The organism is Nostoc sp. NMS4 (assembly GCF_017115095.1).
Taxonomy (GTDB): Bacteria; Cyanobacteriota; Cyanobacteriia; order Cyanobacteriales; family Nostocaceae; genus Nostoc.
Genome location: NZ_JABXKI010000091.1, coordinates 1 through 25,852, shown reverse-complemented (window position 1 = coordinate 25,852; position 25,852 = coordinate 1). Strand labels below are relative to the sequence as shown.

The following is a 25,852-nucleotide window of genomic DNA, read 5'->3' as shown; positions in this document are numbered from 1 at the left end:
TTGGTCGTGGTTGGGGAGATGAATATCGGACTCGTCGGGGTGACATCAAGTTCATTCTGCTGGAATTGTTATCCGAGCATCCTAGTCATGGTTACGACTTGATTAAAGAAATGGAAACTCGTCATGGTGGTTTCCGTCGCCTCAGTCCTGGCTCAGTGTATCCAACTCTCCAATTGCTGGAAGAAGGTGGTTATCTCAAGAGCGCCCAGGAAGGTGGCAAGCGGATTTACACGATTACGGATGAGGGTAGACAATTATTAGCAGAACGTACCCAACAAGAACCTTCAGACTCTCCTTGGGATACCTTCAAAAGTTTTGTTACAGGTAAGCCCCAAGAGTTTATTGAGTTGCGGAATGCCGCCACAGAACTAGCTGCTGCGGTGGTGCAGGTTGCTCGTAGTGGCAATATGGAGCGGATAAATCGGGTGCGTGAGCTTTTAGAGCAAGTTAAGCGAGAAATTTACGCGATTCTGGCTGAAAAGTAAGTAAAGGCTTGTAGTAAGGACTTTAGTCCTTATTTTCTAAGCACTAAAGTGCTTACTACAAACCCTCAAAACTAGTAGTTTGCTTAGTCGATCGCTTCAGCCGGAAGCGCGATTTTGCGGAATTCCTGCATACCTTTGCTGGCTTCCGTGTCAGTCATTACATGGGCTATGAAAGCCCCTCACAGTTCAGCCGTGAATACAGTCGGTTGTTTGGCGCACCACCCTTGCGTGATATGGCTCGGTTAAAAAGTGGAAGCGATCGCACTTAAATCTGGCTCGATGAGTGAGTTCAGGAATGTCCACAACTGCAAATCAGTAAAGTCTGGAATTGCCATAAATGCGCCAACTGACTGCAAAACTTGCGGATCGTGGGTGGACGCTATACCAATGGTGGGGATATCTGCGCCTACTGCTGAACGAATGCCAGAGGGAGAGTCTTCTAAAGCGATCGCTTCTTCTGCTGTAATCCCCAACTTATTTAGGGCAACTTGATAAGGCGCAGGGTCGGGTTTACCTGCAATACAATCATCCGCTAAAATAACTGTATGGAAAGCTTCTTTGATCCCTAAAACCTCTAGCATAAATTCTGCATTTAGTCTAGGAGCATTAGTTACTAATGCACGTTTTAATTGATGTGTATCTGTCCATTCTAGTAGTTGAGAAAATCCACTTAGAGGTTTGAGATGTGGGGCGAGTTTGCGGAAAAGCGCCTCTTTTTCGTCTGCAAATTTTTGCCCTTCTGCTACTGATAATTGTGGCAGAATATCTTTAACAATTTCTGGATTTAGTCTTCCACTAATTCGGGATTTATAAAATTTTTCGTCAATTTCTATGCTGTAATTTAACAACATTTCCTGCCAAGCTCGGTAGTGTATGGGGTCAGTGTTGACAATAGTGCCGTCTAGGTCAAAGAGAATTGCAGCCAGCATGGTTTTTAGGTAAAATGTAAATAATTGTTAACTTAATTTAAATAGTTTACATTGTTTTTTGTCTTTACAGGGGATTGGAGATTGGGGAAGAAAATCTTAAGAGTTACACATTAATCAATCTGCTAAATCCTAAAATCTATACTGGACCGGGCATATAGGGGCAGACAGGTAAAATCTATTAATAAACTGCCGTATAATTGATAACCTTCGATGTAAGCAAATGGTAGCCGCTACAAACTTTTTTCATGTTGATGATTTACTAGTGCAGATTTACAACTCTGAAGTCGAAATGGCTGAAGATGTTGCTGAAATTGTGCAAAAATACTTACAGCAGGTTCTCAAGCAACAGGATACAGCTGCTCTCTTGTTAGCCACAGGTAATTCTCAACTCAAATTTCTTGATGCTTTGATTGCATTGGGTGGTGTAGATTGGTCACGGATTATTCTGTTCCATCTAGATGAATATTTGGGAATTAGTGCTGGCCATTCTGCAAGTTTTCGGCGTTATATGCGAGAACGTGTAGAGAAACTGGTTGCTCCTAAGAAATTTCACTATATAGAAGGTGATACATTACAACCACTAGCAGAGTGCGATCGCTACACTAAATTATTACAAGCTCAACCGATTGACTTATGCTGTCTTGGTGTTGGCGAAAATGGACATTTAGCTTTTAACGATCCATCTGTAGCAAATTTTCAAGATCCTTACAGCGTGAAATTGGTGAAACTGGATACAGTTAACCGTCAGCAACAAGTAAGTACAGGTCACTTTCCGAATCTAGAAATTGTCCCACAGTATGCTTTTACTGTCACCCTTCCGGCGATTTGTTTAGCTAAAAAAATTATCTGTCTTGCTCCAGAAAAACGTAAAGCGAATGTGGTAAAAAAGATACTGCAAGAATCTATTAGTATAGACTGTCCGGCTTCTATTCTTCGTCAACAAACTCAAGCGACGTTGTTTTTAGATGTTAATTCTGCTAGTTTACTAGAACCATCTTAAACTTCTCCACATACGCCTTAATCTTCCAAGATAGTTATACCATACAAGAATTAATTGGATCTTTTTTTATTTGGAAGTCCCTAATAGAAAGTTTCTGCATAATAAATTGTTGAGGGCTTTGATCCGGGCGCGCTTGGTATTTGAAAGCTAGGCTATTGGAAATATGCGCGAACAACCTCTTAGCAGCGTAAAAGTAGCGAAGGTACATTTATTTTGCCGCCATACTGATGATTATCGCCGATATTCGTCACCGCAATCGCCGATGAGCTGGTACAAATCGCGTGATTGGCGAGATACTGCATTGATGCGATCGCGATCGTCTGCATCTAAACTAAAACTAAATACTTTGGCGTTATCTTCTATATGTTCGGATACACTAAGTCTTGCACCAACTATCACACCGCCCACAGTTGGCCGATCTAAAATGTAACGCACTGCCACGTTAGAAATGCTTACCCCATGCTTATTAGCAATTTCCTTTAAGATAGCTAGCAACTCTTGAAATAACTGCCAACCACCCCAAGCATCGATCATATTTTTATATTTTTTCAAACTAGCTGTAGAGAGATCGAATCCTCTTGGTTCCGGTTTCCCCAAATAGTTTTCTGATAACAAACCACCGCATAGTGTACCGTAAGTAAAAAGTTTTATATCATGCTGTTGACAAAACTCCACCATATTAACTTCAGGGCGGCGATCAACCAGAGAAAATTGCACTTGATTAGAAACGATTTTAATCCCTGCTTCGGTAATAATCTTTAAGTTTTCTGTGTCAAAATTAGTTAAACCTAGATGCTTAATTTTACCCTCAGTCTGAAGTTCTGCCATATATTTGAGGGCATCCAGGTAATTTTTATCCTGATATTCCCACCAGTGGAATTGCATCAAATCTAACGATTGCACATTCATTCTTCTCAGGGAAATATCAATATTTTCCTCAACGAGTTTTTTCGTCATTTTGCCTGGACGAGGAACCCATTTTGTAAAAGCTTGCACCTGAGATAAAGCATCTTTCCCACGAGTATCAATTAGTTGACAACGAAACTCACCAATAAAATCTTCTGCTGGTCCATAATGATCTGCTAAATCCCAAGTGGTAAAGCCAGCATCTAGATATTTGAACATAGTCTCAATGGCAGCATTGGGATTGATCTGTCCGTGTGCGCCGGAAACTTGCCACATCCCATTTAAAATGCGGCAGATGTTCAAATCGGGAGTAAATTGGAGACGACTAGCTGCGGGTAAGTTCATTTTCAATTTATGAGTGAAAAGTTAGGAATGAGAAGACTTAAGAATTACTAATAGATAAATCATAACTGATAATTCCTAATTTCTAACTTCTAACTCCCAACTCCTAAGTTTTTAACGCCAGCCTTTTTCAGATTGTTCAAGAACATAAGCAGCAACGTCTTGAATTTGCTGTTCAGTGAGTAGTTCTTTGTAGGCTGACATATTATTTTTACCATTGGTTACTATAGATGTAACTGCCTCTATTGAATCCATACCATACTTTTTCAGGGCTTGCTTTTTGAGATTTTTACCACGTCTAACTATATTGCTGCCGTTGATATGACAACCAGCACAATGAACACTAAATATTTGTTCGCCGTTAACTGTGTCTGCTGCCCTAGCAGGTAAAGTAAAAGTACTGATTAATAACAAAAACGTTACGAATACTAATGTAAGTAGTTTTTTCAATTAATTTCTCCAAATTTGGACATACTGCTTGCAGGTATAAGTGTTAGAAGCAATACTAGAGTGATTCAAAGTCAGTTGTAAATCCAGTAAAATTTGCACAATCTTCTTGAAAAGCTTCTGCATCGCTAGCATCCTCAATTTTGTAGGACATGATGCGCGTACCATCTGGCATTTTTTTGGAACCGATCAATTCACCTTGATATTTTGCTGCGATCGCTTTAAAATCAACACCATAGATTTTCCATGCATCACCCGAACAAGTAATATTTACTCGCCACATATTTCACTCCCAATTACTGCCACTAAATATTCATCATCTCACAAATGGGCAACATCTTACACATCACCTCTTTGGGGCTAGAATTTTCTATCTAAAGGAAGTGTCTAGCTTAATCAGGCTACGCCATAATGTTGATGTAGGAACATCTCTAGAAAATTTTATCCAAACTAGTTAAATCCCCAGAGTTGAAAATGTCTAACAATATCAAGCAGCAAATTCAAGCCGACTTACAACAAGCAAAAGAAACTGGACAATTAAGAACAGACCGGATTCGAGAAATTGTCAAATCCGCAGTTTCTCAAGTGGCTTCTGAGTTTAAACAAGGTTCAAGTGAAGTTCGTAGTATTGTGAAAGATGCTGTTTCTGCGGTAATTGAAAACTTCCAAGAAAAAGGTAGCGAACTGAAAGATGAAGTAACAGCTTCCATTGAAGGAGCGCTGGAAGGGATTAATAGCAAAAGACACGAAAGCATCACTCAAACTAAAACAGATATAAAAAGGCTACAAGCTCAACTTGATGGTGAAGAAGAACAACTCCAGCAAGAAGTTGATGTAATTTTGGCAGAAATTGAAGAGACGGGTAAGGAAAAACCTGCTAGTACCAAAACTGCAATTGATTCTGCTGTCAATGCTATTAAAGATAGTGAAGAAGTTGGATTGTTAAAGAAACGTTACGCGCAACTGCAAGCGCAGCTAGCCATTGTTCGAGCTAATATGGCTGCACGCTATGGCGGACGTAATATGGAAGTTCAAGATTATCTAGACGAGGCTAAACACTGGTATGATAAAGCTCGTCCCCAAGCAGAGTCTGTAGCTGTACAGGTAGAACAGAAGCGATCGCAACTAGAAGATAAGCTGGGTGAAGCTGGTACATCTCTAGCAAGAAAAGAGCGCCAAATCAAACAAACCTTGAGAGAGTTACTCTTAACTGCGGCTGACTTATTCAAAGATAAGGAACCAACTACTAAAGAAAAAGAACGCGAGACTATTCATAAATAGACTGTTTTAAAGTTTATTTACTTATAAAAGTAGGGTGGGTAAATTCCCACCCTATTTTATTGAAACAGCAGTTTTCATGAATCAAAAGCCCTCACCCTAAATCCCTCTCCCCAACTAGGGCTACCGTATAGACACAAGTCAAATTACCCCCCTTAATCCCCCCTTATAAAGGGGGGAAATAAGAAATCTAGTTCCCTCCCCTTTGCAAGGCTACTGTGTACACACAACTCGAATTACCCCCCTTAATCCCCCCTTGCCAAGGGGGGAAACAAGAAACTCTAGTTCCCTCCCCTTTGCAAGGGGAGGGTTAGGGTGGGGTAAAACCTTGGTTAATCAGCTATTTCAGACTTGTGTGTACACCATAGCCCCAACTGGGGAGAGGAACTTTTAAATTAGCTCCCCTTCTCCCAATATTGGGAGAAGGGGTTGGGGGATGAGGGCTTTACTATTGCGTATTTTAGTAAATACGTCCTTCTCGATTGAGTTGTTCATCATGTTTGGCTATAACCCAAATTGCATGAATACTACCGGGAAGCCAACCTAAAACGGTGAGTAAAATGTTAATAAACAGAGTTGGCCCAACCCCAACCGTCAAGAAAACGCCTAAAGGGGGAACTAACAAACCTAGAAGAAAACGAACTAATTTCATGATGTTACAACTTTGTGATTTTGTTTAATTACATTCATTTGAGATACCGAATTAGGAAATCCACCTTCGGAGATTTTATGTAGGTGAGAAACGTGATGTAACTGGCGTTTCCACTCGCTCTAACTTATCTAGAAGAGGGTAATTCAGCTTGATTTTTTACATCACCACTGCTAGTTAAAAGATTTCTTTCAACAAAGTAGTTGTTAATGAAGGTGTTAGCAAAAGTTAGAATTACTGGCCCAAGCAGGAAACCAATAATTCCGCGAACTGCGAAACCAGGGACTACCACTGATGCTAACCAGAAACACAAACCGTTGACGACGAGCGAAAATGCTCCAAATGAGAGAAAGTTAAGTGGTAGAGAAAGAGTAGAAAGAATTGGTTTAACTGAACCGTTAATCAGACCAATTACTAAAGCAGCAATCAAAGCTGCGGGGAAATTAGCAATATTAACGCCTGGAACAACTAAATCAACAATCAACAGACTTAAAGCTGTAGCGAGGGCGGTTAAAAATGGAGTCAACATTGTTTTTACCTAATAACTAGAGATTTTTTTGCGACTTCTTATATCATCTTTAACTATCTGCTAGGGTTTCACCTCTCTTGCAAGAGAGAATTTCTTTCTACCATTAGGTCTATCATTGAAAAAACTATAGCGGTTCTAAATACATTTTATGGGTGCATATCTGTACGCTCATACATTAGACATAGGAGTAGAGACGTAGCAGCACTAATACCATTTATTTCTTTGTGAGGCTGCGCCAAACCCTTTTAACTTAATTTATCAATGTTGCGATCGCCTGAAATGCTGACAAAACTATAACCCATGACTATACCACATCTCCATGTCTAATTTTGATGCGTTTGCCCTGGGGTACGAATCTGATTGAGCAATTGCGGCAAGTGGAGGCTTCAGCGCGTAAGTTTATATTAGTTATTGTGACTCAGATATGATCGAATCTGGAATGCAAAAGGAAACTTCAAAGATAAAACTTGGTTTTGTTGAGAGAACTAGTGTCTAATTTTTTGCCCATCAACACAATTCTGGTGCCTCAAGGAGCAGAATATCAAGCTGTGTGTCGCGGATTAAGGGGTGTTACTGGCTTCATTCCAACAGTAGTAGCCATACCTGTGGGAATGAAGCCTTTACTCAAATACCTGCAACAAGGACAATTTCTCGTCCCAGAATCCAGAGTGCTGATTATGGGTATATGTGGCAGCTTGAGCGATCGCTATACAGTTGGTGATATTGTGCTGTATCAAGATTGTATTTATCAGGGGAAACTACAAGAATGCGATCGCACCTTTACAGCCCAATTGCACTCTTCGATATCACAAAAAGCATCTTTAGTCAAGTCAGTGACAAGCGATCGCGTGATTTCGTCTGCTGCTGAAAAACGGCGTTTAGGTAAGACTTTGGCGGCTGATGTTGTTGATATGGAAGGATTTACGGCTTTAGAATTTTTCAATCCGGCTGGGGTGTCTGTGGCAATGCTGCGAATAGTCAGCGACGATTGCCAGCATAATATCCCCGATCTTACACCAGCAATTAACTCTGATGGCTCCCTAAACCCTTTTCCGTTAGTGATCGCAATGCTTCGACAACCCCTTGCCGCTACTCGGTTGATTCGAGGTTCATTAACAGCATTAAAGGTGTTAGAGGAAGTTACAAATCTCCTCTTTTCAGGTTATAGCAATCAAAATTTTTAGGTAAATAACCACGCAGTCAGGTAATAGCAATGTTGTGTCCTGACAAAATATAGCAATCATATTTGATTTTTGAACAGATATAGCAATCCTAAATGAGTTGTAAAAATCGAGAGACTTAGATCCCCGACAACTTTTACGAAGTCGGGGATCTTATTGTTCACAAATGATTTAAGAACGGTGCGTACTCTTTTTAATTTTTTTGCGTCTCTACCGTTAGTTATAAAAAATAATTTCTCCCCATAAAATCTGATTTTTATATGTTTTTTGCTCTTAAATCGCTTGAAGAAAAACTAATAACAATCATTAACATAATTTAGATATTAAAGTGAAATTCATTTTTTAATAAGCTTTACAAAAACTTTATCGTTATACATATCAAATAGAAACCTAGATTGGGAAGCATAAGATATAACCTTATCAGGGTTGGGTTCCATGAGAGCTAATTTCACTGAATTGTCAATCAAAAATATCTTTTTGCAAAAATAGCTCGGAACTAATTTACCAACTACCGAACAGATTTTATGAAGCTCAGTCACAAGCTCTATCTATACTCGTTTTTAGCTCGTTTTCCATTACTCAAAAAAAGTTACACCAGTAAAATAATGTTGGTGGCATTTTTGGGTACTCATATACCACTTCTAAGCTTACTCTTGAGTTTCGTTATCTCAAACTCCTATTCCTTAGAGATGGCGATTCGAGTTATGTTGATTGCTCTGCTGGCTACCTTAGCGGGTACAGCCGCCACCCTTTACGCGCTACACCACCTCCTTCAACCTGTTATTTTGACATCTGCGGCATTGCAAAATTATCTAAACACCAAAACCTTACCGGAATTGCCCACAGATTTTGTTGATGAAGCCGGTACATTGATGGCGGATACCTCACAAACTCTTCACAAATTAGATGAATTAATTCACTACATCAGTAATTATGACGATCTAACTGGATTACCCAATCGTGATTTATTCTGCGATCGCCTCCATCAGACTCTATCTCAACCTGAAAACAACCAGCGTCTTGTAGCTGTCTTTTTGTTGGGTATTGATGATTTCACTGGTATGAGTCATGGGTTGGAGCATGAAACAATAAATTTGTTGTTAAGAGCAGTTGCTCAAAGGTTATCATCCTGCATGGCACAAACAGATATTCTTGCCCATTTGAGTGGAGATGAATTTGCCATTGCTCGTATAGATATTGTTTCTTTTGAAAGTGTGATTAAGCTCTCTCAGATGCTATTGAGTACTCTAAGTAAACCCTTTTCTCTAGAGGGTAACTTGATTCATCTCACCGCCAGCATTGGCATCACAATTAATGGAATAAATGATCCTAATAGCGTAGATCAACTTTTGCAACAGGCTCATATCGCACTGTATCAAGCGAAGCAGCAAGGGCGTAACCAATACCAATACTATTCGCCGGAAATTAATGCTCAGTTGCAGGAGCGACTAATTTTAGAAAATGAATTACATGGAGCGCTTGACCGTAATGAAATGCTGGTTTTTTACCAACCTCTGATTGATTTACACACCGGACAAATTACAGCTATGGAAGCATTGGTTCGCTGGCAGCATCCGACATTGGGTTTAGTTTCTCCCATAAAGTTTATTCCCATTGCAGAAACCAATGGTGCGATCGTATCAATTGGCGAATGGGTCTTGCGAACTGCTTGTCTCCAAAACCGTGCTTGGCAACTTGCTGGATTTACCCCAATTCGGATATCTGTGAATCTTTCAGCCCGACAGTTTGAACAACCGTATCTAGTTGAGGTCATCAACCAAATTCTTGAGGAGACTGGACTGCAAGCATCTCACCTAGAATTGGAAGTGACGGAAAGCTTCTTGATGGCTGACATGGAGCGATCGGTTAAAACTTTAAAACAGTTACGAGAACTCGGTATATGGTTGGCTCTAGATGACTTCGGTACTGGTTATTCCTCCCTCAACTACTTGAAGCGCTTTCCTGTGAATATGCTCAAGATCGACCGATCATTTGTACAGGATGTCATATCTAATCCTGATAGTGCCGCCGTCACTAATGCGATTATTGCCCTGGCAAAAAGTCTGCGATTGAACATCACGGCAGAGGGTGTGGAAACCCAAGAACAGCTTGACTATCTGAAAATGCAAGGATGTGATGAAGGTCAGGGTTACTACTTCAGTTGTCCTGTGCCCGCAGATATAATTACCCCAATGTTGCAGAAAACTTCTCAGCAGATGGCGACAATTCCCACATAAGTGGATACCTAAGCCAGAAAATACACCCCTGATAATGTTTCACTAGAATTTTGCTAGAAAAAGTTATCAGGGGGAGATGAGGAGAGAAATTCGGGATTATTATATTTATTAATGAGGCGAATAAAAGGTCATTTATTTTGAAACTGTGGAAAGCTTTGCAACCATGTGTGCGATCGCAAAATCTGTTCATCTTGAGCTTGAGCAATGGCATGAAATAGAGCTTGTAAGGCAACTATGATTAGCAAAGTGTACTCGTTCAAGGTCTAGGCGATCGAGAGGTAGTGAGAGTTACTTGGAAATATACTTATATACTTGCTTTTCTCAATACCTTCGCCAAAAAAAGAGTATGAAGAACCAAGGCGCTTTTAAGTTGTCGTTGTGGAAGACAACAAAGACAACTTAAAAGCTCGAAGTTGCGGAACCTTCTCCAGCACAGTCTGTTTCTCTACCATTTGATGAGTTACAAACAACTTCCCCGTATTTATTGAGAAGTTACGGTTTTATACGTTGCCCCGTGAAAGTGAACGTCTGCTGTACCGGGGCATAATCTTTGAGCGGATTTGCATTTAGATTAAACGACTTCAGTGTTGCTGTTGCTTGCACTATCCCATCTTTTGGATCAAATGTCGCCCGAAAATCGCTTCTGGTAATTGAGCCGGGTACTGTCGCTGTTGAGTAAGTGAAGTCGAGTCCCGTGGCAGTAATCTCTCTCGAAGAGGTACACTTCCAACTGCCCTGTACATTACTAAAGGGTGGGGTCTTGGGAACACCACCTTGGATTGAGGCAGTGGTAACAAAGTTGCCGTCTCGATTGAACGTTAAAATCCCACGAACCCTACCGAAGTTAGTAGAGGTAGAGAGTGTCGTGAGGTACGTGCCTGTCACGAGTTTGCGACAATCTCTTATGGATTCAGCTTCGACTGTAGATTCAGCCTGGACTTTGTGTAGACTTACGAAGTCCAGAATAGTGAGTGCCGACAATACATAAATCGTTAACGTGGCGAAAGCATTACGAGTTTTCATTCTAATATACCCATTTAAACTCTTGCTTCCAATATTACCAATAACCGCACCTTTACAGACGGACACCACTACCGCCATCAATATTAAAATCTCTTAACCTTTCGTTACAATAAAGACATCAAGAAGAACGAAAGCAAACCTCTCGAAGCTGAAATTAAAGGTGAACGACATGAATGGCACAATTCGCGTTGGGAATCTCTTCGGAATTCCCTTCTATATCCATCCGTCATGGTTTTTAGTTCTGGGTTTAGTAACTTGGAGCTATAGCAGTGGACTGGCGGCGCAATTTCCCCAGTTGTCTGCGGGGTTGGCTTTGCTACTAGGATTGATGACAGCGCTGATGTTATTCGCCTCTGTCGTCGCCCATGAATTAGGCCACAGTTTTGTTGCAATTAGTCAGGGAATTGATGTCAAATCCATCACGCTGTTTATATTTGGCGGTTTGGCGAGCTTAGAAAAAGAGTCGAAAACTCCAGGTGAAGCTTTCTGGGTTGCGATCGCTGGGCCAATAGTAAGCTTACTACTATGCGGTATGCTTACAGCGATTGGTATTACTACTGCTGCATCAGGGCCGTTAGCTGCAATTCTTGGTGTTCTAGCTTCTGTTAATTTAGCATTAGCGCTATTTAACCTGATTCCTGGCTTGCCCTTAGATGGTGGAAATATACTGAAAGCTATTGTTTGGAAAATTACAGGTAATCCTTATAAAGGTGTAACCTTTGCTAGTCGAGTTGGACAAATATTTGGTTGGGTAGCAATTCTTTCCGGTGTACTTCCCCTATTATTATCTGGCAACTCCGGTAACTTCTGGAATTTGTTAATTGGCTTCTTCTTGTTGCAAAATGCTGGTAATTCGGCTCAATTTGCCAGAGTGCAAGAAAAACTTACAGGTTTGACAGCCGAGGATGCTGTAACTCATGACAGCCCGATTGTATCTGCTAATCTTACTCTGAGAGAATTTGCCGATGAGCGAGTCATCAGTGGGCAAAACTGGCATCGGTTCTTAGTGACTAATGATGATGGACAATTAGTAGGTGCGATCGCAATTGATAATTTAAGAACCATCCCCACAGCACTGTGGTCAGAAACTCAAGTAAAAGAAATCATGCGACCAATTACCGAATCTACCACAGTCCAATCAGATCAACCTCTGCTAGAAGTCATGCAGTTACTCGAACAACAAAAACTATCTGTGCTTCCCGTGATTCGTGAGAATGGTGTTCTAGTTGGAATCTTAGAAAAAGCTGCAATTATTCAGCTACTTCAAAGCCGAACCCAACCTAACCCTGCCTTGTAGAGACGCGATTCATCGCGTCTGTGATTCTGTGATTCATCGCCAAAATTAAGGATTTTCAGCAAAATAAATTAGACCTTTGGTGAAAAACCCCTTTAGAGACGTAGTACTGCTACGTCTCTAAAATGGTTTTGAATAAAGCATATTTAAAAGCTCTTAGTATTTTTTTTCCAATAATTTTTACGAGATATCAAGTATATCCCTAGTAAGGATAGACCCACCACTGGCGCAGGTTCGGGTATATTTTTGATCTTGGCATAAATAGCTGTTGTAGTTGTAGCTTCTTCAAAAGCCTTAAGACTTATCTGGCGACCGCTTGGATTAAAGCCGACTAGCTCAAGAGTGTATTTATTGCTTCCAAAGGTGAAACTGCGATTACTGAAATTTGTGTCTAAAAGTAAAAAGTCTGCACTCTTTTCAGGATCTGTTGGGTCGTTTAGTGTATTTACTAGATGCAAGTTGAAGTCAAAAACTTGGCTGGTTCCCACCGGAGAACTCAAGGATAGATTGAGATTTAAAGGTACAAATTCAATACCTGTATCGGTGAGTATCGTTCCATTAAAATAAGTTAAATCACCTATTTTAAATACAGAGTTAATGCCCGCAGAAAATGAATTTCCATTAAAAGTTAGTTTATTTGGAAGTTGTGACGACAAATTAGGTTTACCCGAAGTAAATATGTTGCTTCCCACACCTGTATATATGGGATTAGTATCGGTGCTTCCTGGGGTAGGATTTCCCCATGTACCACTAGAAAAGCCAGCAAAAGTTAGAGCCTGTGCTTGACCAGAGAAACCAAATACTGTGGTCGAACTCACAAAAAAACTAGATATAGCAGTAGCCAAAACAAAACTTAGTTTCATAATTCTAGGTTCTAATTATCATCCTGGAACTTCTTTCGAGTAGGCCTTCAGTCTACCTTAGTAAATTTACGGAAAATACGCCAATATCTTATTGTTTTTTTTATAAAATATTTATGTATATTTCAAAATAAATTAATGAATACTTTATATTTATTAAGCTATGATTATGGGTTATTAAGATATTTCACTACTTTGTAATTAGTAAAACAGTAATTGCGTAGGCGTAGCTTGCTTCCACGTTCGCGCAGCTTGACATGGTTCGACTCCGCTCACCAGCCGCTCTGTTACCATCGTAGACATCGCTACCGTTATAACGTATTTTGACAAATTGTCAAGCTGATATCAAGTTATTTTTGGCATTCCCCTCGGTGTACACACAAGCCCTAAAAACCTTGCTTAATAAGACTTTCCTCGTTCCCAGGCTCCGCCTGGGAATGCATTCATTGAGTCTCTGACTCAACGTCTAACTGGAGGCGGAGCCTCTAATCAGGCATTCCCATGCAGAGCATGGGAACGAGATAAAACGAGATAAACAAGATAAACGAGAGAACAATGGGAAATCGAGCTTTTTTCGACTTGTGTGTACACCGTAGCTGCGCTATGGGGAGAAATGTGATTCATAATTTTGACAAAATCTCTGGCAACAATTGGCTAGGAACTTTAGATAAAGCTAGATTTTGTCCCTGTATCCCTAATTCATTATGAAAAGCACGAATAGTTTTCACCACATAAGCGAAGGTTGTTTGATAAACTTCTGGTTGTTTACTTAATCCGTTTAAGGCTTGCAAATGGTTATCTAATGCTACTTCCAAGTGTTGAGAGCGTGTTGCTTTGTCGCCATTAAAAGACTTATCTATTACTAGCTGATAATGTGCTAGTCCCAGATTATTATAAGAAGCAAGCAAATCAAAACTTAAAGAAGTACTGCTAAGTGAGTCAGCCAAAGCTATAGCTTCTTCGTAAGCACTGATACATAGTTGCAGATAATTTTGCCGTGCCTCTTTAGTAGTCTCAGGTAGGTTGGCTAGATGCCAATAAGCAGTACCCAGATTATTTTGTGTAGCAGCGCACGCACTGGGAACATTAGCGGGAGTGCGATACTTGAGAGCCTCGCTATAAACATCTATGGCTACCTGGAGATTTTGGGCAGGTTGTTCGTATTGTGCCAGATTCCAACACGCAGTACCGATATTGTTTTGAATCATGCCATATTTGAGTGGTTCCTCTTCAGGGTTGTAGTGTACAAGTGCTTCATTGTAAGCTGCGATCGCTTTCTTTAAATGCACAATCGGTTGGTTGTATTGCCCTAAATGCCAGTAAGCAGTACCCAAATTATTCTGACAAGCCGCATACTTTAAGGAGTCCATATCGGCTGTACGGTAGCTGAGTGCTTCACTGTAAGCTAATATTGCATACTGCCAATTTTCAGATGGTTGAGAAAAACGAGCTAAATCACCATAGGCTGTCCCCAAATTATTTTGCACACGAGCGTAAGTTTCCGAATGTGTCTGGGGCGAAATCATCTTTAAGGCCAACTGATAAAATTCTATTGCCTGTTCTATATAAGTTTGTCCCTCCTCAGAATTCGGTGGTGTGCGATATAACATCCAGTAGAGTGTACCCAAGTCATTCAAGATATCTGGGAGTTGTGGTGAGCCTTCGTCATAGCTAATTGCCTCCTGATAAGCAATAATTGCCACCATCAGATTTTCTAAAGTTGACTCTCCTTGCTCAATGCGAAGGCGGTATAAAGTACCTAAGCGATGATAAGCCTCTGCCAATATCTCCTCTGAAACCTGCTTTTCGTGTAATTCTTCAATCTCCAATAAAATCTGCTGTGGTTGTAAGGAATCCTCAGTATTTCGAGCAATACTTGTATTGATTGTTGCTATTACTAGCTCCGTTAACTCACTGCTAATATAAGATAAAGACGACAGCGATTGATTATTACTCCCACCAGACCGATTCGTAGATTCCTGTTGTTGTGGCGTAGCCTTCAATAAATCTGTTGTTGATGGTGAAACTTCCTCAGTTTTGTGTACGCGATTCCCTTGTACCTCTACTGGGAAATTAGAATTATTCTCAAACTTGAACTCAGTAGCCGCAGTTCTGAGTTCTGCTTGGTTAGCTGATTCATCTAGAATCGACTGCTCAATATTCCCTAAATCCAAGCTTCCTGAACGTGAAAAACGTTCTGGATAGCCCAAATTCTGAGTTGCAGGTGTGGGTTCTCCAGCAAACACAAATACGCCAGTACGACAACGCCAAAACTGTGGTGCTGACTGCTTGATAGCCGATAACCAAGGACGCGGTATCCACAACAGCAAATTAGATTCTAGAAATCGGCTGGATTCTTGTGTAGAGAAATATTGTTCGCTTAAGCGGAGATAGTGCAAAAATAAACGCTGTATCGCCACTGGTTGCTTAGTGAGATGCTCCACGCCGACAATCTGAAATGCTGGTACTGGAAAAGGTCTTCCAGGATTATCTTTTGATGCTCCAACAATTGGCGGTGGATAATTAGTCAACCATTGATTAATCTGGATTAGAGGATTGGGATCGTTTAAATTTAAACGCAATGTGACTAATCGCGGATAAGCTGGAGTGCTATTTTCCTGACCGTTTGATGACTGATATAGTACCTGTCCTACAGGATAAGCCAATGTAGAATGCAAACGGGCTGCTACTTGATTTCTCAGGTATAAATCATCGCATACTGCCAGAAGAATTTGCCGTCGTAAGCCAAGACTTAAGGCAAGTTTCAGGCGGTGGTATACTTGCCGATTCCAAGTAGAATTATTTTTGTGTGCAGTATCATTCACGCTCATAGCGGCTCAAGAGCCAAAACACAGTACATATCACCTTTCTGGGTGCATTCAAGTTGGCTAAACTCATAATAAAAATTATTTTTAACAAGTATTATGTTGTGCTAATCAGGATATATTGAGTCTTTAGTTCTAGCAAGAAGAATAAAGTATAATTATATACTTTCATTCCTAGTTTAATTTTAACAAAAAATAAAAAAGCAGGCCCCTCTTAAAATCGGAACCTGAGAAACTATAAAGAAGATGAAGTTTTCTTAAGATGTTTTACGATTAACTGCTCTTAGAAACAAAGAAGGCGACTAGAATCAAGCCGACAACCAAAGCTGTAGCGGCAATTCCTAGTATGAGATAAGTTCGCTTTTGCCCTGCTGTGGGAGGTTCTGCTTGATAAACCTTTGGTTCCCGAGCAAAATTATTCAGAAGACCGCCTTCTTCATTGGTATAGGGCATGAATGAATTCCTTTATATTTATCGTTAACTTAATGTTACATAAATGGTAAATCTGGTCTTAAACTGCTAGATAAATCGTTACATTGGGGACTGGGGATTGGGGATTGGGCATGGAGAAGAGACAAGGTAGACAAGGAAGAGGGGGGAGACAAGGGAGAGACTTGTTCAATAATTCCCCCTTGTCCCCTTGTCCCCCTTGTCTCCTCTGCCCCCCATTCCCCATCATGCCCTATTCCCTAACTAGTAATCGTTCCAGTCAGGGGTGAACTAGGACTGGCGTAATCTTTGATAGGCATCCTGCCAGCAAGGTATGCTAGACGACCGGCGACTGTTGCTAAATTCATGGCACGAGCCATTGCTGCTGGATTTGGAGAAAGTGCGATCGCACTATTAATCAACAAGGCATCTGCCCCCAATTCCATTGCTTGGGCGGCTTCTGAGGGTGAACCAATACCAGCATCTACCACCACCGGCACACCTGCATTTTCGATGATAATTTGGATATTTGCAGTTGTTTTTAGTCCTTGTCCAGAACCAATTGGCGATGCCAAAGGCATGACTGTCGCACAGCCTACTTCTTCTAAACGCTTGGCTAACATAGGGTCAGCGTTGATATAGGGCAATACTGCAAAACCTTCTTTAACTAATTGTTCTGCTGCTTGCAGTGTCCCAATCGGGTCTGGGAGTAAATACTTAAGGTCTGGTATTACTTCTAACTTGACAAAATTATTATCTTCTTGCCCTAACAATTTCGCCATTTCTCGCCCCAAACGCGCCACCCGAATCGCCTCTTCAGCAGTTTGACAACCTGCGGTATTGGGTAACATCCAGATTTTTGTCCAATCTAAGGCTTCAGCTAAACCTTCATGTCCTGGAGCCTTGGTTTGTACCCGTCGGACTGCCACAGTGACAATCTGGCAATCGCTGGCGGCGACACTTTGCTGCATTTCCTCAATACTGCGATACTTACCAGTTCCCGTCATCAAGCGGGATTGGAAGGTTTTGCCAGCGATAATTAGTGGGGAATTTGTAGAGACGCGATTCATCGCGTCTGAGGTACGGTGTCCATTAGAGAAATTAGCAGAGTTAGTCAGCATTGGGGTGGAGGTAGATGGCTTGGACTGGAAGCGCGAATAGTGAAAATCAGCAAGTAGGGGGTCAGACTTTTGTTCTAAGATTAAATCGGCAATCAAGGCGGCGGTTACGGGCGCAAGTAAAATTCCGTTGCGGTAATGACCAGTAGCGAGGGTTAAATTTTGACAGTGGCTAGTTCCCAGGATGGGTAATTCATCAGGGGTGGTTGGGCGAAATCCCCACCAAAACTCCTGGATGGGATAATGCTTTAATTGAGGATACAGCCGGATAGCAGCTTGTAGTAATTTTTGAATCCCTTCTGGGGTGTTGTTGGGGATAAAACCAACGTCTTCACTTGTTGCCCCAATAATCAGGCGATCGCGTCTTGGTACGATATAAATATCCTGCCCAAACAAAACCCGCTTTAAGGGCAATTCCGGCGAAACTTCTGGTATCCGCACACTCAGCATTTGTCCTTTTCTGGGTAGCACGGGTAGCGGTAATAATTCATTTGACCAAGCACCTGAAGCTAAAACATAGTGCGCGCCGCGAATTATTCCAGCATTAGTTTGCACGCCAACCACTTGTCCCTGCTGCTGTAAAAATCCTTCTACTGTAATACCGTCTTTGAGTTCAACACCAACAGATTCAGCCGCCGTCCATAATACGTGAGCTAGAGCCTTATTATCAACTTGTGCGTCTTCAGGATACCACCAGCCACCAACTACCTCTGCTCCCAATCCTGGCTGATATTGATGGATTGCCTCTTTATTTAACCAGTAAGCCGGTGATGAGGGAGAAGAGGCAGATAGACTTTCCCCTCTGCTCCTCTGCTCCTCTGCTCCCCCTGCTCCCCCTGCTCCCTGCCCCCCTGCCTCTTCCAAGACGGGTGCGAGGATACCGCAGGATCGGTAGCCAGTATTTAAGCCGGTTAGTTCTTCTAATTTGCGCGTCCAGTCGGGATATAAGGCACGCGATCGCCAACACAATGAACGCATTGCCCCATTTGGGATGTTTTCGGCATCTGGTGCCAACATCCCGGCGGCGGCGTGGGTGGCGGCAGTCTGGAAGTCACGACAAAGCACGGTAACGTTTGTCCCGCGCAATTTTAGTTCAATGGCGATCGCTAAACCAATAACGCCGCCACCAATAATTACAGTCTCACTAATCATTAGTCATTAGTCATTAGTCATCTATTATTAGCCATTTATCATTAGTACATAACTAATAACTCATAACTAATAACTCATAACTTATAACTTATAACTCGTAACTATAGACGGATCTATCTTTACCACAAGGCGCGAATTGGTTCGTTGCCTTGATTGTTATCGCTAGATGGTGTACTTGTGTTTGTTTGTGAAGAATCTGTATTGCCGTCTGTTGTACTGTCAGTTGAGTCATCGGCAGAATTTTGGGCAACGTTACTTCTGTTGTCAGGTCTTGGGGCTACAATACTGCGCTTGTTTTGGTTTGTTTCGGTTGTTTCATTTCCTTCTGTTGCAGTTTCTTCATTCTTGCTGCCAGCACTGCTATTAACATTGATATTAGCTGGCAAGACTTCTGATTTCTTGTCACTGGGAGCGTTAGCAGTTTGTACGCCCATCGGAAAGTTGATGCCTAGTAATGTACCAAGCAGAATGGCTAAACCTCCAGCCATTAAAATTAAGGGTGTCCATCTACCCATCTTGTCTTAACTCCTTTTTAACCTTTTGGTGTCCACACTATTCGAGAATCTTGTCCCCAAAATCCATCAAACTTTGTCACTTTCACGTCGCCTAAAACCTGAGTTTGACAAGCTAAACGTAAGTCTGTTGTAGGAGAATGGGGAGGAAGCGAACGCCGCGCTCGATCGCGCCAGTTCGCTGCTGATACTTTGCCCTCTACCTTAACCGTACAAGTGCCGCAACTGCCAATGCCCCGACAGTTTATTACCTTAGCACCGTCATTGTAGAGATCAATACTATTTTGCAGCAAAATCTTGCGGAGATTGCTTCCATGCTCGCAATCAATTGTTTTACCTTCAGCTATTACTTTAGGCATTTTTAAATTGCCAAACTGGCTTTTTGTTGTATATTGACACATTGCCTCGAAAGTTGTCTCGTCGGTCCCAGTTTTATGACCACAAATTCTTCACCTCAACTTTGGCTCTATGACACTACATTACGGGATGGCACTCAGCGCGAGGGGCTATCTGTATCGATAGAAGATAAGTTACGCATTGCCCGTAGACTCGATCAACTGGGAATTCCCTTCATTGAAGGCGGTTGGCCTGGTGCCAATCCCAAGGATGTACAATTTTTCTGGCAACTCCAAGAAGATCCGCTCAAACAGGCTGAAATTGTGGCTTTTTGTTCGACTCGCCGCCCTAACTCCACTGCCGCCACTGAGCCGATGCTACAGGATATTTTGGCTGCGGGAACTCGCTGGGTAACGATTTTTGGCAAGTCTTGGGATTTACACGTGACAACAGGACTCAAGACGACATTAGAAGAAAATTTGGCGATGATTCGTGACACCATTGAGTACCTCCGTTCTCAAGGTCGTCGGATTATCTACGATGCCGAACATTGGTTTGATGGCTATAAGCACAATCGAGATTATGCTTTAGAGACATTAGAGGCTGCGATCGCATCTGGTACGGAATGGCTAGTCCTCTGTGATACCAATGGTGGCACTTTACCTCATGAAATTAGCCAAATTGTGCAAGATGTCATTAGTCATTTGTCATTGGTCATTAGTCAAGAACCAATGACAAAGGATAAAGGACAAAGGACAATTCCGCAAATTGGAATTCATACTCATAATGATTCGGAAATGGCGGTTGCTAATGCAATAGCGGCTGTGATGGCAGGGGCAAAGATGGTACAGGGGACAATTAACGGTTATGGCGAACGTTGCGGTAATGCTAACCTCTGTTCGTTAATTCCCAATTTACAACTGAAGGCGGGTTACAGTTGTATCACAGAAGACCAGCTTACACAACTTACAGAAGCTAGTCGTTTTGTGAGTGAGGTAGTCAACCTTGCGCCAGATGAACATGCTCCCTTTGTCGGACGTTCGGCTTTTGCCCACAAGGGCGGTATTCATGTATCAGCCGTAGAACGTAATCCCCTAACTTACGAACATATTCAACCGGAACAAGTCGGCAATCGTCGTCGCATTGTGATTTCAGAACAGTCTGGACTGAGTAATGTTTTAGCTAAAGCCCGCAGTTTTGGTATTGAATTGGATCAGCAAAAGGCAGAGGCTAGAGAAATTCTCCAGCGTCTCAAAGATTTGGAGAGCGAAGGATTTCAATTTGAAGCCGCAGAGGCCAGTTTTGTACTGTTGATGCACGAAGCTTTGGGAGGTCGCCAGAAGTTTTTTGAAGTTAAAGGTTTTCAAGTCCATTGTGACTTGATTGAGGAAAAAGAAACCAGCAATGCCTTAGCTACAGTCAAAGTTGCTGTTGAGGGGAAAAATATTTTGGAGGCGGCGGAAGGTAACGGCCCCGTTGCCGCTTTGGATGCGGCTTTACGTAAGGCTTTGGTGAACTTTTATCCTCAAATTGCAACTTTTGATTTGACAGATTACAAAGTACGGATTCTCAACGGACATACGGGGACTGCGGCGAAAACCCGTGTGTTGGTAGAATCGGGCAATGGTCGCCAACGCTGGACGACGGTAGGAGTTTCTAACAATATTTTGGTGGCTTCGTATCAAGCGGTGGTCGAGGGGTTGGAATACGGTTTGTTGTTACATTCCCAAGCGGAAGCAGCTTTAAAAGCTTCTAGTTGACAAATGGGATATGTAGTGTAGGGAAGTTTGCATTTTTTGATCGGAAGGGGCGATCGCCAAAGTGCGATCGCTTTTTATACCAATTCTGTATGAAGATGCGCCCATAGTACAAGAAATAAAGAACGAACCGCCAAGTACGCCAAGTACGCCAAGAAAGAAGAAATTAGCAGATTATCTCGTTCCCAGTCTCCGACTGGGAATGCCCCTCATTGAGGCTCCGCCTCCCGAACTGGCGGCAGAGCCTGAATGAGTAGCATTTCCAGCCAGAGGCTGAAAACGAGATTTTAAAAGGGTTTTGGCTTAAGTTGACACCAATGAACGTGTTGTGCGCCTACTCGTGTACTTCATTTACCTGAAATACACTGTATGTAGCGAAAAAACGGTTGTGAATAGTAGCTCTACCAATTGCGCCATCCACCTTTGGGTGCAACTTCATTATTAGTAGACTTCAATCCGTGACTTTGCAACAGAGTTTGATATTCTGTGCTGCTTGCCCAACGGTCAATTTCTCGCGCCCGCAGTACTGGCACTGGATGGGTCAATTGCGCTGTACGGGCAGCTTTGACCATTTCACCCAGTTCTGTCTTGCTGATATCATCGTAAGCGCGGGCTTGGGCAACAAAGGCATCGAGATTCAGTTGGGGCGCTAAGGTGGGCGAACCACCTGCCAACTTCATCAACACCGACATGACAACTTTCGGGTCTTGGGTTGCTAGTAATGCGGCGCGATCGCAGGTAAACTCAGCACAACGTACCCATTCCAAAAGTTGCGCCTGTATAGCTTGGGCAACGAAGGTTCCGACATTAGGCACAATCGCCGCAGCTAAAATGAGTAAATTTACCGGAGTCAAATAAACACTATGGTCACACTTGAGATGCCCCAACTCATGGGCAATTACTGCCTGTATTTCCTCTGGTGTGAGCATATCAATCAGCGAAGTGTGTAGCACAACAAAAGGCTGCTTACCCCGCACAGCAAAAGTATAGGCGTTGGGAGCCGGATGTTGCCGGACGTACAACTGGGGAGGATCTATATCCAGGATTTTACAGGCATCTAACAACAATTTGTATAAATTGGGGAGTTGCTTTTCACCCACCAAAATGCTGGAGGCGATATTTTCCACATAGAAAACCTGCTCTGCCATTGGCCCAAGCCAATTTCGCACCAACATATCTATGCCTGGTATCTGCTTGAGCGCTCTGGTAGCTTCCAGGTCTAATGGATGACGAAATGAGTCAGCTTTTAAACCAATTAGCGGGGTTTTGAAGAAGGACATAGTGCAGCAAGCTATAAAAAAACACAACTATGGAATCTGGCTGATAGATAAACAGCCTCCCACAGTTAGTATAACGATTTGAGTAGGGGGTTTTCTTTCTTGCATACTCTTAAAACCCTTATCCATCGTTGAGATAACGTTGAGATAACTAAGTACGGCATTTCATTATTCGGTTCTTCAGTAGCTTTTATACCAAACTATCGATTATAATATCCAGGCAAACACTAAAAACCGTATCTTTTTTGTTTATTTTCTGAAAGTCCCTAAAGCGAATGGCATTTCAAGCTTTTGTTTATGAATCAGATATTAGATTTTAACAAGTAATAATAACTTCTTAACTTTTAACTATTAAGCTTTATTCGTTGTTTTCATATACAAGAAAATGGAATTATGCACAGTTTTCAGAAAACCGCATAATCATCAAATATATTAAGAGAGATTGTTGATTTTTTTTTCAAATTAAGAAAAAATATACTTTGATGAAATAAAAGTATGCAAAAACAGCACTTAGAAACCGTGACAGAGAAAATCACCGAACAAGCGAGTACCGAATTACTTGAATTGATAGCTCTGCCTCCAGATACGCATAATATTGCTCCAAAGAGCGTTGTATTTGCGGAACCTATCTGCTTTCCGCAATGCTCGCCACCAGGATATGAGTATTTGCCAGATGAGGTAATAATATATAATCCTCAACGTCATTTAGCACTAGAAAAACCGACCACAATCTATCGTTTAGGCGATCTTGGTTATGAAGAATCAATAATCGCTAAGTTTCCTACCAACTTAGCAATTACTAGCCCCATACGACTACTCTCAGAGTCAGGTGTAGCGGCACTATATGAAGTAAGTTTAGCGTTACAGCGCTACAGGCAGGGTTGTGAGCGGATTCCCAATATGGTTCGTGGTGCGGTCTACCGTTCTAAGTTTGTACGCGATCTTTGCCTATGTCCTGTTGTAACTGAATTCCTATCTGAAATTGCTGGTACTCCATTAGCGCCACATAGTATGCCTTTGATGCTTGGTCATTTTAACTTTGCACCGCAAGACCTAACCCAAGCTGTTGACAAATGGCACACTGATACGATCGCCTTTGACTATGTACTGATGGTAACAGACCCTTCCCAGTTATTAGGAGGTAAGTTTCAGTACTTCAATGGCACTAAAGAAGAAGGAGCAGAAATCCTGAAGTATGCTGAAGACTTACCCGAAGACCGCATTATCACTCCTGTTTTTCCAGGTGCTGGCTATGCCGTGCTGCAACAAGGCAATATGGTGATGCATCGAGCTACTGGCCTCATGTATCCAGCAGAGCGAATTACTATGGTGAATGGTTATGTTTCTCTGGACGTGAACTTTCCTGACCAATCCCGCTTCGCAGACATGAAAGCAGTAGATGAACATCATGTACTGTTTCCTGAATGGGCACGATATAAGGCATGGCGTTCTCGTAGCCAACTAGATGCGATGATTCAAGAACTTCCATTTACTAACGATCGCACTGCCCTATGTGCTGCTTTACGTTCAGCAATTGCGGATGTAGAAGCGGCGATCGCCGACATTGAACAGACCGATGAGAGCAAAATGCTCTACTACGGTAGCTAGAACACCGATTCAGTATTCAGAACCATGACCAAAAATCCGATTTTTTGTTGCTGCAACAAGGAATATTTGGTTGTATAAGACGTTAAAACAGGCTTTCTCTGTCTCGTGTTTTATTAATGAATCGGTGTTCTAGAACCCAAACAAATCACTCAACGAAGAGGCAAAGGGAAATGACCCCTTTCAAGATCCGTGGATCTGAGCGAAACATGAGTCCCAGTCTTCCACTTGTACGCTTGTGTTCTCGTACCCTACGGGATTGAACGCAATATGTGAGGTTGAATCCCCATATTTCCCATCCCTCTTCCTAAGAACTAAGAGATCCCTTGCCTTTTTTTCAATCAGCTTACATACTTTCTGATCGTCCTGTCAGGTAACATTACTATGTTTTTAAACACAAAAAATCACCAAATTCAAGGTAGTCAACGAGCGCAGCAAAAACGTTGGCAAATAGAATATTTAGTCAACCCAAAACAGTTATTAGAAATAGGATTTAGCGATGGTAGTGATGTTGTGCAGTCCCTGAAGAGGACACCTAAATCCATCCCTATGCATTACCGATACGATGACCGAGGTTCTCAACTGTTCGAGCAAATTTGTGATGTCCCAGAGTATTACCTCACACGGACAGAGACAGCTATTCTGCAAGAATGTGCGAGTGAAATCGTACTGATGACTGGTGCTTGCGAACTTGTGGAACTAGGGAGTGGAAACGCTGTAAAAACCCGTATCCTGCTTGACGCTTATCAGCAACTGGGTTCGTTAATGCGCTATCTACCTATTGATATTAGTGCTGGCATTCTAGAGAGCAGTGGTCTGGCTTTGCTGGATGACTATCCATCACTTCAAATTCAGGGTTTAGTCAGCACCTTTGAAATGGGACTTTTACAACTAGCACCCTCCAGCTTACCGACTCGGATGATTTGCTTTATTGGTAGCACTTTGGGTGGTCTTAATCGGCAGGAATCTGATGTCTTACTCACCCAGGTTGCCACAGCTTTGCAACCTGGCGAATACTTTCTTTTAGGTCTCGACTTGCATAAATCGAAACATCTGTTGGAGGCCGCCTATAATGATAGCCAAGGTGTGAACGCTCAGTTTAATTTCAACATACTGCATCACCTTAATCAAAAATTTCAGGGTAACTTTGATGCTACCAAATTTGACCATCGCGTCTTTTACAACGAATCTTTACAACAGATGCAGATTTACCTGCAAAGCCTACAAAAGCAAACAATCCAGTTGGATTCTCTTGAGTTAAATATTGAATTGGAGCTAGACGAGTTGATTTTAACGGCACTTGCTCGTAAATTCGAGTTGAATTCCATACAACAAAAACTCCAGTCATTTGGCTTGCGATCGCTTCAAATCTGGACTGATCCAAATCAGTGGTATGGTTTATTGTTATCTCAGAGGCAATAATAAGCATTGAGTCGAGATGCCTGATTGGGATGCTCCCAAGCAGTATCCTGCATTGTTAATGCACAACTGTACTAATAGTCTGTCCCATTAAATATAATGGGTGAACTTATTCTTAACTTTTCTTCCTTTGCGCTCTTTGCGTCCTTTGCGGTTCGTTTTTTATCCCTCAAAATTAATGGGACAGACCACTAGGCATAAAGCAAAATTTAGTGACACGATCAAAAGAGATCGTGTTTTTCTGTTGTTACTATGAAGATAT

24 protein-coding genes are annotated in these 25,852 nt (G+C 41.9%); 10 read left to right on the top strand and 14 right to left on the bottom strand.

The genetic code is table 11. The features are described from left to right. Positions 1-485: PadR family transcriptional regulator (locus tag HWQ37_RS06320; RefSeq protein ID WP_292745021.1), on the top strand; the 485-nt coding region annotated here is incomplete at its 5' end. Between the two features lie 242 nt (positions 486-727). Here HWQ37_RS06320 and HWQ37_RS06315 read toward each other — a convergent pair. Further along, positions 728-1,414, bottom strand: coding sequence for an HAD family hydrolase (locus tag HWQ37_RS06315; protein WP_292745020.1), 687 nt, complete (start codon positions 1,412-1,414; stop codon positions 728-730). A 220-nt stretch (positions 1,415-1,634) separates the two neighbouring features. Between HWQ37_RS06315 and HWQ37_RS06310 the strand changes: the two genes are divergently transcribed. After that, positions 1,635-2,414: a glucosamine-6-phosphate deaminase gene (locus HWQ37_RS06310; RefSeq protein WP_292745018.1), complete on the top strand. Its 780-nt coding sequence runs from the start codon at positions 1,635-1,637 to the stop codon at positions 2,412-2,414. Positions 2,415-2,645: 231 nt separating this feature from the next. On the opposite strand, the gene HWQ37_RS06305 is transcribed toward HWQ37_RS06310, so the two are convergent. The 3 genes from HWQ37_RS06305 to HWQ37_RS06295 all read right to left on the bottom strand — a co-directional run bounded on the left by HWQ37_RS06305 (position 2,646) and on the right by HWQ37_RS06295 (position 4,392). Continuing rightward, positions 2,646-3,665, bottom strand: a complete 1,020-nt coding sequence (locus HWQ37_RS06305) for an aldo/keto reductase (protein ID WP_292745016.1) — start codon at positions 3,663-3,665, stop codon at positions 2,646-2,648. A gap of 111 nt (positions 3,666-3,776) precedes the next feature. Then, positions 3,777-4,112 carry a cytochrome c6 PetJ gene (gene petJ / locus HWQ37_RS06300; RefSeq protein WP_292745014.1) on the bottom strand — a complete coding sequence of 112 codons (336 nt, stop codon included), beginning with the start codon at positions 4,110-4,112 and terminating at the stop codon, positions 3,777-3,779. A gap of 55 nt (positions 4,113-4,167) precedes the next feature. Continuing rightward, complete coding sequence (locus tag HWQ37_RS06295) at positions 4,168-4,392, bottom strand: hypothetical protein (RefSeq protein ID WP_292745012.1); 225 nt, start codon at positions 4,390-4,392, stop codon at positions 4,168-4,170. A gap of 191 nt (positions 4,393-4,583) precedes the next feature. Between HWQ37_RS06295 and HWQ37_RS06290 the strand changes: the two genes are divergently transcribed. Further along, entirely contained in the window at positions 4,584-5,390 is an 807-nt protein-coding gene (locus HWQ37_RS06290; protein ID WP_292745010.1) for a histidine kinase, read from the top strand. A 457-nt stretch (positions 5,391-5,847) separates the two neighbouring features. On the opposite strand, the gene HWQ37_RS06285 is transcribed toward HWQ37_RS06290, so the two are convergent. Together HWQ37_RS06285 and HWQ37_RS06280 are read right to left on the bottom strand one after the other, a co-directional pair. Then, positions 5,848-6,039 carry a YqaE/Pmp3 family membrane protein gene (locus tag HWQ37_RS06285; protein ID WP_292745009.1) on the bottom strand — a complete coding sequence of 64 codons (192 nt, stop codon included), beginning with the start codon at positions 6,037-6,039 and terminating at the stop codon, positions 5,848-5,850. Positions 6,040-6,163: 124 nt separating this feature from the next. Next, positions 6,164-6,565, bottom strand: a complete 402-nt coding sequence (locus HWQ37_RS06280) for a phage holin family protein (RefSeq protein ID WP_292745007.1) — start codon at positions 6,563-6,565, stop codon at positions 6,164-6,166. A 488-nt stretch (positions 6,566-7,053) separates the two neighbouring features. Here HWQ37_RS06280 and HWQ37_RS06275 point away from each other — a divergent pair, with 488 nt between their 5' ends. Both HWQ37_RS06275 and HWQ37_RS06270 read left to right on the top strand, forming a co-directional pair. Beyond that, positions 7,054-7,749, top strand: a complete 696-nt coding sequence (locus tag HWQ37_RS06275) for a 5'-methylthioadenosine/S-adenosylhomocysteine nucleosidase family protein (RefSeq protein ID WP_292745005.1) — start codon at positions 7,054-7,056, stop codon at positions 7,747-7,749. A gap of 521 nt (positions 7,750-8,270) precedes the next feature. Further along, the gene (locus tag HWQ37_RS06270) at positions 8,271-9,983 is read left to right on the top strand and encodes a putative bifunctional diguanylate cyclase/phosphodiesterase (protein ID WP_292745003.1); all 1,713 of its coding nucleotides are present in this window, start codon (positions 8,271-8,273) and stop codon (positions 9,981-9,983) included. A 492-nt stretch (positions 9,984-10,475) separates the two neighbouring features. Here the strand turns inward: HWQ37_RS06270 and HWQ37_RS06265 are convergent, their stop codons facing one another. Beyond that, positions 10,476-11,006 carry a hypothetical protein gene (locus HWQ37_RS06265; protein WP_292745001.1) on the bottom strand — a complete coding sequence of 177 codons (531 nt, stop codon included), beginning with the start codon at positions 11,004-11,006 and terminating at the stop codon, positions 10,476-10,478. A 169-nt stretch (positions 11,007-11,175) separates the two neighbouring features. Between HWQ37_RS06265 and HWQ37_RS06260 the strand changes: the two genes are divergently transcribed. Then, positions 11,176-12,303 carry a site-2 protease family protein gene (locus HWQ37_RS06260; RefSeq protein ID WP_292744999.1) on the top strand — a complete coding sequence of 376 codons (1,128 nt, stop codon included), beginning with the start codon at positions 11,176-11,178 and terminating at the stop codon, positions 12,301-12,303. 143 nt (positions 12,304-12,446) lie between these two features. On the opposite strand, the gene HWQ37_RS06255 is transcribed toward HWQ37_RS06260, so the two are convergent. The 6 genes from HWQ37_RS06255 to HWQ37_RS06230 all read right to left on the bottom strand — a co-directional run bounded on the left by HWQ37_RS06255 (position 12,447) and on the right by HWQ37_RS06230 (position 19,555). Further along, entirely contained in the window at positions 12,447-13,163 is a 717-nt protein-coding gene (locus HWQ37_RS06255; protein ID WP_292744997.1) for a choice-of-anchor K domain-containing protein, read from the bottom strand. A 617-nt stretch (positions 13,164-13,780) separates the two neighbouring features. Then, positions 13,781-15,991 (bottom strand): tetratricopeptide repeat protein, encoded by a 2,211-nt coding sequence (locus tag HWQ37_RS06250; RefSeq protein ID WP_292744995.1) that lies wholly within the window; start codon positions 15,989-15,991, stop codon positions 13,781-13,783. 267 nt (positions 15,992-16,258) lie between these two features. Next, positions 16,259-16,438 (bottom strand): photosystem II assembly protein Psb34, encoded by a 180-nt coding sequence (psb34, locus tag HWQ37_RS06245; RefSeq protein WP_292744993.1) that lies wholly within the window; start codon positions 16,436-16,438, stop codon positions 16,259-16,261. Positions 16,439-16,674: 236 nt separating this feature from the next. Beyond that, positions 16,675-18,684 (bottom strand): glycine oxidase ThiO, encoded by a 2,010-nt coding sequence (gene thiO / locus HWQ37_RS06240; RefSeq protein WP_292744991.1) that lies wholly within the window; start codon positions 18,682-18,684, stop codon positions 16,675-16,677. Between the two features lie 119 nt (positions 18,685-18,803). Continuing rightward, a complete protein-coding gene (locus tag HWQ37_RS06235; protein ID WP_292744989.1) occupies positions 18,804-19,199 on the bottom strand; it encodes a hypothetical protein in 396 nt (131 codons plus the stop codon). A gap of 17 nt (positions 19,200-19,216) precedes the next feature. Next, complete coding sequence (locus HWQ37_RS06230; RefSeq protein WP_292744987.1) at positions 19,217-19,555, bottom strand: 2Fe-2S iron-sulfur cluster-binding protein; 339 nt, start codon at positions 19,553-19,555, stop codon at positions 19,217-19,219. A 75-nt stretch (positions 19,556-19,630) separates the two neighbouring features. Here HWQ37_RS06230 and cimA point away from each other — a divergent pair, with 75 nt between their 5' ends. Together cimA and HWQ37_RS06220 are read left to right on the top strand one after the other, a co-directional pair. After that, complete coding sequence (cimA, locus tag HWQ37_RS06225; RefSeq protein ID WP_292744985.1) at positions 19,631-21,292, top strand: citramalate synthase; 1,662 nt, start codon at positions 19,631-19,633, stop codon at positions 21,290-21,292. A gap of 61 nt (positions 21,293-21,353) precedes the next feature. Beyond that, positions 21,354-21,542, top strand: a complete 189-nt coding sequence (locus HWQ37_RS06220; protein ID WP_292744983.1) for a hypothetical protein — start codon at positions 21,354-21,356, stop codon at positions 21,540-21,542. 148 nt (positions 21,543-21,690) lie between these two features. On the opposite strand, the gene HWQ37_RS06215 is transcribed toward HWQ37_RS06220, so the two are convergent. Continuing rightward, positions 21,691-22,569 carry a M48 family metallopeptidase gene (locus tag HWQ37_RS06215; RefSeq protein WP_292744981.1) on the bottom strand — a complete coding sequence of 293 codons (879 nt, stop codon included), beginning with the start codon at positions 22,567-22,569 and terminating at the stop codon, positions 21,691-21,693. A gap of 492 nt (positions 22,570-23,061) precedes the next feature. Here HWQ37_RS06215 and HWQ37_RS06210 point away from each other — a divergent pair, with 492 nt between their 5' ends. Both HWQ37_RS06210 and egtD read left to right on the top strand, forming a co-directional pair. Further along, a complete protein-coding gene (locus tag HWQ37_RS06210; protein WP_292744979.1) occupies positions 23,062-24,174 on the top strand; it encodes a HalD/BesD family halogenase in 1,113 nt (370 codons plus the stop codon). A 381-nt stretch (positions 24,175-24,555) separates the two neighbouring features. Next, the gene (gene egtD, locus HWQ37_RS06205; protein WP_292744978.1) at positions 24,556-25,593 is read left to right on the top strand and encodes an L-histidine N(alpha)-methyltransferase; all 1,038 of its coding nucleotides are present in this window, start codon (positions 24,556-24,558) and stop codon (positions 25,591-25,593) included. Positions 25,594-25,852: the final 259 nt, after the last annotated feature.